At 61.5% G+C, this 7335-nt stretch carries 5 protein-coding genes and 1 pseudogene; 4 read left to right on the forward strand and 2 right to left on the reverse strand.

Annotated features, from left to right (window positions below; genetic code table 11):
- Positions 1-93 precede the first annotated feature (93 nt).
- From CSQ99_RS27955 to CSQ99_RS27970, 4 genes are read left to right on the forward strand one after another with little or no spacing between them, the layout of a single operon-like run.
- Positions 94-2256: a heparinase II/III family protein gene (locus CSQ99_RS27955; protein WP_245909132.1), complete on the forward strand. Its 2163-nt coding sequence runs from the start codon at positions 94-96 to the stop codon at positions 2254-2256.
- A complete protein-coding gene (locus tag CSQ99_RS27960; RefSeq protein WP_099042250.1) occupies positions 2249-3583 on the forward strand; it encodes a nucleotide sugar dehydrogenase in 1335 nt (444 codons plus the stop codon). Before CSQ99_RS27955 ends, CSQ99_RS27960 begins: the two co-directional genes overlap by 8 nt.
- Before the next feature lie 2 nt (positions 3584-3585).
- Positions 3586-4668: a glycosyltransferase family A protein gene (locus CSQ99_RS27965; protein WP_099042251.1), complete on the forward strand. Its 1083-nt coding sequence runs from the start codon at positions 3586-3588 to the stop codon at positions 4666-4668.
- A complete protein-coding gene (locus CSQ99_RS27970; RefSeq protein ID WP_099042252.1) occupies positions 4665-6155 on the forward strand; it encodes an oligosaccharide flippase family protein in 1491 nt (496 codons plus the stop codon). The genes CSQ99_RS27965 and CSQ99_RS27970 overlap by 4 nt, the downstream gene beginning before the upstream one ends.
- A gap of 18 nt (positions 6156-6173) precedes the next feature.
- Here CSQ99_RS27970 and CSQ99_RS27975 read toward each other — a convergent pair whose 3' ends face one another.
- On the reverse strand, positions 6174-6638 hold the full coding sequence (locus CSQ99_RS27975) for a YdcF family protein (protein WP_099042253.1): 465 nt from the start codon (positions 6636-6638) through the stop codon (positions 6174-6176).
- Between the two features lie 47 nt (positions 6639-6685).
- A pseudogene (locus tag CSQ99_RS27980) lies at positions 6686-7207 on the reverse strand (ATP-binding protein); the annotation flags it as partial.
- Positions 7208-7335: the final 128 nt, after the last annotated feature.

Consider the following 7335-nt stretch of genomic DNA (forward strand, 5'->3'; position numbering starts at 1 on the left):
TCCCTACTCTAGAAGCTATTCGGCAGCCTAGTATTCTTTGCTGTACTGTCAGCCATCGGCGAACGCGTGAGTACTGATTTACGGGGGGCCAGCGTGTCCAGTCTCGCTTGGTACTGGGGTCGGCTGAAGGCAATGTCGCCCCACGAGACGGCGTGGCGTGCAAGTCGGGCGGCCGCCAGTCTCCAGGACCGCACAGCGGCATCCGAGCGGACGTCCGATTCAGCGATCACCGGCGCGACTCAGGATTGGGGGGACCTTCTGCAAAGGTTCCGCGGCGGACTCGGGCGCCCTGTGCTTCTCGATGCGGACCGTGCGCAACGGATTGCGGTCGAGCACCGGTCTGCGGTGAACGAACTCATCGCAGAGGCGGACCGACTGGTCGCCGGTCAGCGGCGCTACTTCGGATATCCGACCGCCGATCTGGGCACCGACGTTGACTGGAACTACGATCCGGTTTCGAACTATCGGTGGCCGACGGTCCGAAGCACCAAAATCAACCACCGAACGGCGCCTAGCGATCCGAAGTGGATCTGGGAGCTGAATCGCCTACAGCACTTACCGCAACTGGCCCAGGCGTGGCTATTCACCGAGGATCCGGTGTATGCGGAGACCGCCTTCGAACATCTCGACTCGTGGCTGACACAAAATCCGGCCGGTAGCGGAATTGCGTGGCGGGGCGCTTTCGAAGCGGGGATCAGAGCGATCTCGGTAGCCATCGCGGTGCAGGGTCTGCGGACCTCGCCTGCGCTCACTGCCCAACGCTATCGTCGCGTTGCCCGCATGCTTGACGCGAGCGCTCGCTACTGTTGGCGCGAGCGCTCTCGCTTCAGTTCTGCAAATAATCACCTGGTCGGCGAGCTGGCCGGGCTGGCAACTGTGCACCTGCTTTTCCCCGAATTGGATGCCCCCGCGGCACTGTTCGATCGGTGCATCGCGGGGCTGTCGGCAGAAGCCGAGCAGCAGATCCTCAGCGACGGGGCAGGGGCCGAGCAGGCGATCTCCTACCAGATCTTCACTGCGGAGCTTCTGTCGCTTGTCGTTGTGTTGCTCCGATTGCGCGGCGATGTCCCTCCGCCGGCATTGACCGAGGCCTTGCACCGCAGCTCGCTTTTCCTGTCCTACCTCGTTTGCGTCGATGACCCGGACCCGCGCTATGGCGATGACGACGACGGCTTCGCATTGCGGTTGGGCGCGGAGTCGAAGCGCACGGTACGTCAACACTTGGCGATCATGGCGGCGGCCTCCGGTGCCGTCATCGAGCACACCGAACCCACCTTGGCCGCGTCGTGGATCAGCACGGCACTGGATGGCCGTATCAGCGAGGCTCCCGCGCCTGCGGGTCGCCCGGTGCCGACGAACATCTACGCTCCCGATGGGGGCCTGGTCGTAATGCGCTCGGGTCGACGCAGAGTCGTCATGGACGTCGGACCGTTGGGTTACCTGTCGACAGCGTCCCATGGACATGCCGATGCGCTGGCCGTGACGCTCAGCGACGACGGTCGCGATCTCATCGTCGACCCAGGGACGGCGAGCTATTACGGCAACGCTGCTTGGCGCTCAACGCATCGGGGGACCCGAGTACACGCCACAGTCTGTGTCGACGGGCTCGACCAGTCGGTGATCGGCGGGCCGTTCCTGTGGAGCCGGCACGCCAAGACCGTGGTGCGTTTCGTCGACCTCGACCGCGGCATCGTCGATGCCGAACACCATGGTTACCGTCGACTCGACGATCCGGTGCTGCACAGGCGGTGGTTGATTGCGCCGCCCGGGGACGCCACGGTTGCAGTGGTCGACCTGATCGACGGTCAGTCGACCCACGATGTGACGGTGTCTTGGCCGCTGTCGCCAGATCTCACCGCGACCCCAACCGATGTCGGACATCGCATCAGCCGCGACGGGGAGGCCGTTCTCGAAATCCGCTACGCCGCAACTGGTCCGGTGCACCCGGAGCAGGTCTCAGGCGACCGCGAATCTCACTTGGGGTGGTGGTCGGATCGTCTTGAATCTAGGACGCCTTCGTGGCTGGTAGGGGCGAAATGCCGGTCCAGTGCCCCGATGGTCATCCTAAGTTTGTTGCGCACGGTCAATGCAGGCGCGTTAACTGATCCAGCGATCGCGATCGAAGGATGCAAGATGACTGTTTCCTGGTCAGAAGACGGTATCGGTCGTGGATTCACGATCGATCGAAATCGGCCCGGTGCCGTTGAGTTTGGGCCATTCTCCCAGGCCAAAAGGGTGGTGAGCGTCAGTGAGTGATTCGAGGGCGGCCGTCAGCGTCTTCGGGCTCGGATATGTGGGCTGTGTCTCCGCCGCATGCCTGGCGTCTCGGGGGCACTCAGTCATCGGCGTCGATGTAAATCGACAGAAGCTGGACAATCTCGGCCAGGGAAAGGCGCCTGTCGTTGAGGAGCGGATTGGCGAACTGACCGCGGAGGTCGTGGCTGCCGGCATGCTCACCGTCACGGAGGACAGCCTCGCCGCAGTTCTGCAAACGGACGTTTCGTTGGTCTGCGTCGGCACACCGTCGAGTAGCGGCGGAAGCCTCGAGACGAAGTACCTCGAGCAGGTGACAACGCAGATCGGTGCGGCGCTTGCGGTCAAGGATTGTTGGCATGTGGTGGTTTACCGAAGTACGATGATGCCCGGAACATGCGAGAGTCTGCTCATTCCGCTTCTCGAACACGCATCGGGAAAAACCGCGGGCGTCGACTTCGGGGTGTGTGTCAATCCCGAGTTCTTGCGCGAAGGGTCGAGCGTCCGAGATTTCCTCGATCCGCCGAAAACTGTTGTCGGCGAGAGCGATCCGTTGGCGGGCGAAGCCGTGTTGGGACTTTACGCTGGCTTGCCGGGACCTCGTTTCAGAGTGCCGATCCGGGTGGCGGAAATGACCAAGTACGTCGACAACAGCTTCCATGCGCTCAAGGTCGGTTTCGCCAATGAGGTAGGGGCGATCTGTATGGGTCTGGGATTGGACTCGCATGTGGTGATGGACGTCTTCCTGGCCGACACCAAGCTGAATATCAGCGCTGCGTATCTTCGGCCGGGTTTCGCCTTCGGTGGATCGTGCCTTCCGAAGGACTTGAGGGCACTGACCCATACCGCGCGACGCAACGACATTGACGTTCCCCTGCTGGCGAACCTCTTGACCTCTAACGAAGTCCACCTTCGTCGAGCTGTTGACCTCGTTGTTGCAGACGGCCGGCGAAAGGTGGGCATTTTCGGGCTGTCCTTCAAGCCTGGCACCGACGATCTGCGTGAGAGCCCGATGGTAGAACTGGCGGAACGTCTGATCGGTAAAGGATTCGACGTCAAGATTCACGATGCCAACGTCACGTTGTCACGACTGGTCGGCGCCAACAAGAGCTTCATCAACGAGCAGTTGCCGCACATTGGTGACCTGCTCACCGACGACGAGGATGCCGTGCTCGCTCACGGCGATGTTCTGGTTGCCGGGTCTCGCGCGCCCGAGGTCATCAACGCGATCGCCCGCGCCGGATCCGACAAACTTGTCATCGATTTGGTGCGGCTGCCCACTGCGGCAGAGTTGCGCGGCACTCCCAACTACCGCGGCATCGGTTGGTAGCAATGCTCAGAACAAATGCCGAGGTTGACCTCGATGCTGCCCCTTTTGTCAGCTTTCTGACGACTGCCTATCGGACCGAGCACATCGTCGGCGAAACGATCCAGTCGGTACTCGCACAATGCCGCCGCGACTGGGAGCTGATTGTTGTCGACAATGGCAACTCAGACGAGATGGCCCGCGTCGTGGGGCAGTACCTCTCCGACCCCCGCATCACGCTGATCCGGCAAGAAAACAAGGGCTACATCGGCGGTATCAGTGCGGCCGCTGCCGCCGCCAGAGGTCGATTCGTGTGCGTGCTCGACAGCGACGACTTGGTAGAGCCAACTTTCAGCGAGCGTGCCGGAGCCTTGATCGATGCTTGCCCCGAGATCGACGCGGTCGGCTGCGACGCAATCGTTTTCAAAGACCCCGACGACGGCGAGAAGCCAGATGAATTCTTCGCTTCGACTGGTCGCAAGGTTCGCCCCGATCCGACTCGCCCAGCCACATTTCATGAACTTCTGGATGAGGGAGCGCCACCCTACATAGGCATCATCCGGCGAGCGGCTTGGGACACCCTCGGCGGGTACGTTTCGTCGCCGGACATCGAGCCGGACGTGGTGCTGTGGCTGCGACTCGCCGCCACCGGCCGCGATGTTCGAATCCTGGCGGATCCGCTGATCAGAACTCGGATCAGAGGGGACTCGCTTTCAAACGATCCTGCGAATCTCGACGTGTTTCAGAAACGAATGCAACAGTCCTATCTTTTGGTGGGCCGGGAATACGGCATGAGTGAGAGCGCGCTATCGGCCCACGGCATGCTCCGGCGACTGCGTTATCACCGTTCGCTGGGCACCGCCAGATTGGCCTTGATCAATGGAGATGTGCGTGGTGCGCGAGCTGCGGCGCGCGATGCATTTCGGCAACAGCACACTCCGCGTGCGGCGGCGGTCGTGTTTGGGCTCTACGTAAGTCGCGGGCTGATGGTGTCGATACACCCGGTTAAGAACCGGATTGCAAGCGCCGTCCGACGAGGGCGGCATCGGATCGCTCGTCGCCTCCGAAGGCAAGGCGAACTGCAGGCAGGGCGGAAGGACAGGCAATGACGGAGCCCACCTCGGGCCTGTCAGGAGTTCTCAAGCGCGGCGCTGCTATGTCCGCGGCCGGCTTGGTGATCGCACAAACCGCCACTGTTGTGCAGACCATCGTTCTCGCACGGCTCCTCGGTCCGTACGAGGTCGGCCTCTTCATGGCCGGTTCGGTGCTGATCGGGTTCCTGGTCACCGCATCACAGGGTGCGCTCGTGCAGGGCCTCATTCACCGCGAGACCGACATAGAAGTGGCCGCGAATACGGCACTGATCGCCACGTTCGCGGCGGGTGTAGTTGGCACTCTTCTCGTGTTGGCGGCTGCCCCGCTGATCGGCGTCCTGTTTCACAGCTCGCAGGTGGGTGTGATTGCAGCCGCGACATCAGGCCTCATGGTGCTGCACGTGCTCGCAAGCGTTCCGGATGCGTTGATGCAGCGGGCTTTTCAATTCAAGCGGCAATTGGTCATCATGCCAGCGGTTTCCATCGTATTTGCGGCGGTGTCGATCGTGTTCGCCGCGCGCGGATACGGGGCATGGGCGATGGTGATCGGTTGGTACGCCTCGACGATGACCTCAGTGGTACTTAGTTGGTGGATGGCAAAATGGCGTCCGTTCGGTGCTCGATTCTCGTTACGGATCTGGCGGGAAATGGCTAGGTACTCGTTTCCAATGCTGCTCGACTCGCTAGCCGACCGTTCGCGCGAAGTCTTTGAACAAGTGATCGTCGGAAGGGTGCTGGGGACCGCGGACTTGGGCCAGTATCGCTATGCGTACCGCATTGCGTCGCTGCCCTCTCTTGCCATCATCACGATCGGTTCGCATGTTCTCTTCCCGGCTTACTCACGGATCTCTAACGACAACAGTCGATTCCGACAGGCATTCCTGCGGGCACTCGACTGGATATGGTTCGCCGCGGCTCCGATGGGAGCACTACTGATCGCCGTCGGCCCCGCGGTGGTGGTCCTGCTTCTTGGTGAGGAGTGGCGCTATGCAGGAATGGCCACCGCTGCTATGGCGGGGATCGGATTGGGCACTGCACTTAATGCGGTGACGTGGGAAGCGATCAAGGGTGCCGGCCGTTCGTCATTGCTGAACTGGTCTCCGGTGCTCAGTATCGGCATAGGGCTACCCCTGATCCTTGCCTTGCTGCCTTTCGGTCTTGTGGGCGTGGGGATCGCGATCTCGATCGCCTACCTGGTTGTCGGAATCGTTGGTCTTGAACTTGCACACGGCGTTGTAGGCGTCTCACGGCGCGACCTTTGGGCGTCCCTATGGCCCACCACTGTTGCCGCCATCGTGGGTCTCGCTGTGGTGTTGCCTCTCGAGCGCCTTGTCGTCAGGTCGGATCAGTATTCGGTGTGGCCGGGCCTTGTGTGGATTGTTGCGGAAGCAGCCCTTTTCGCCATCATCTACGTGGCGTCACTGATGCTGATGTCCGCGAAGTGGTCTCGAGCTTTGCGAGACATCGTCAGACGCGCTGCCGCAAAACTTAAGCGTGCCTGAACAATCGGTAGAACTGGCCTAGCACTCAGGCTCTACCAGAGTGCGCAGATAACCCGCAGTCTGGTAGAGATATTCGAACGTCCAGTCCTTTAACGATAGATTTGCCGGACTGTCAACCATCACGAGGTCGCCGTCGAAGCACTGCTCGAGAATGAATCTGGAACGAGAGATATGCGGCCGGAAAGTGACGACAATGACGGTCCGCCAACCATATTGGCGCGCCAGACGACGAAGCTCACGTCCTTCACCTCTCGTGGTTCCAGGGTCTGGGACGAAGCAGAACATGCGCAGATTGGCCGGTGGCGCGGTGCAGTAGTTCTCTCCCCAAGCCACCTCCGCATCATGCGGGTTCGATACATCGAGGTTAGGAGCCCAGCCCTCCAGTGCGAGCTCAAGGCCGACCGAGTATCTGTCGTGGCCTCTTCCCCCGAGGATCAGAATGGCATCGGCAGGACGCAACTGATCGATCTTGTCAATGGCCAAGTTGAAGTCCCCGCTGGTGGCCAGGAAAAGCCCCCACCCCTTGCGGGCTAGTTCGGTGGTCGATCACCTCCTTGTTTGTGGTGCGCGTGGCGCATGCGGTAGGACTGACCGTCGGTGATGACAACGGTGGCGTGGTGCAGCAGGCGGTCAAGGATGCTGGCCGCGGTGGTGTGCTCGGGCAGGAAGCGGCCCCATTGCTCGAACGGCCAGTGGGAGGCCACCGCTAGAGAGCGGCGTTCGTAGCAGGCGGCTACGAGGCGGAACAGCAGTTTGGTGCCGGTGTCATCGAGCGGAGCGAATCCGATCTCGTCGAGTATCACGAGGTCTGCGCGAAGCAGGGTGTCGATGATTTTGCCGACGGTGTTGTCGGCCAGGCCGCGGTAGAGCGTGTCGATCAGGTCGGCGGCGGTGAAGTAGCGTACCTTGTGGCCGGCGTCGATAGCGGCGTGACCCAGCCCGATCAGGACGTGGCTCTTCCCGGTGCCCGGCGGCCCGATAATCGCCAGATTGTGTTGGGCGCGAACCCATTCCAGACTGGCGAGGTAGTCGACGGTGGCTTGCGGGATTGATGGCTCTTCGATTTTAATGGGGCAGTTGTGATTTCGCTCTCGTAGGGCGTGTCGCTGCATGGGGAGGCCCTTGGTCTTCCGAAGTCTGAAAGTTGCGAAGCATTCAGGCTGACGAAGGGAACCAAGGG

Source organism: Mycobacterium neglectum, from assembly GCF_002591975.1.
Lineage (GTDB): Bacteria > Actinomycetota > Actinomycetes > Mycobacteriales > Mycobacteriaceae > Mycobacterium > Mycobacterium neglectum.

Excerpts from the sequence above, each read along its gene's own strand:
- CSQ99_RS27970 (WP_099042252.1), top strand. The coding sequence starts at position 4,665 with ATGACGGAGCCCACCTCGGGCCTGTCAGGAGTTCTCAAGCGCGGCGCT.
- CSQ99_RS27965 (WP_099042251.1), top strand. The coding sequence starts at position 3,586 with ATGCTCAGAACAAATGCCGAGGTTGACCTCGATGCTGCCCCTTTTGTC.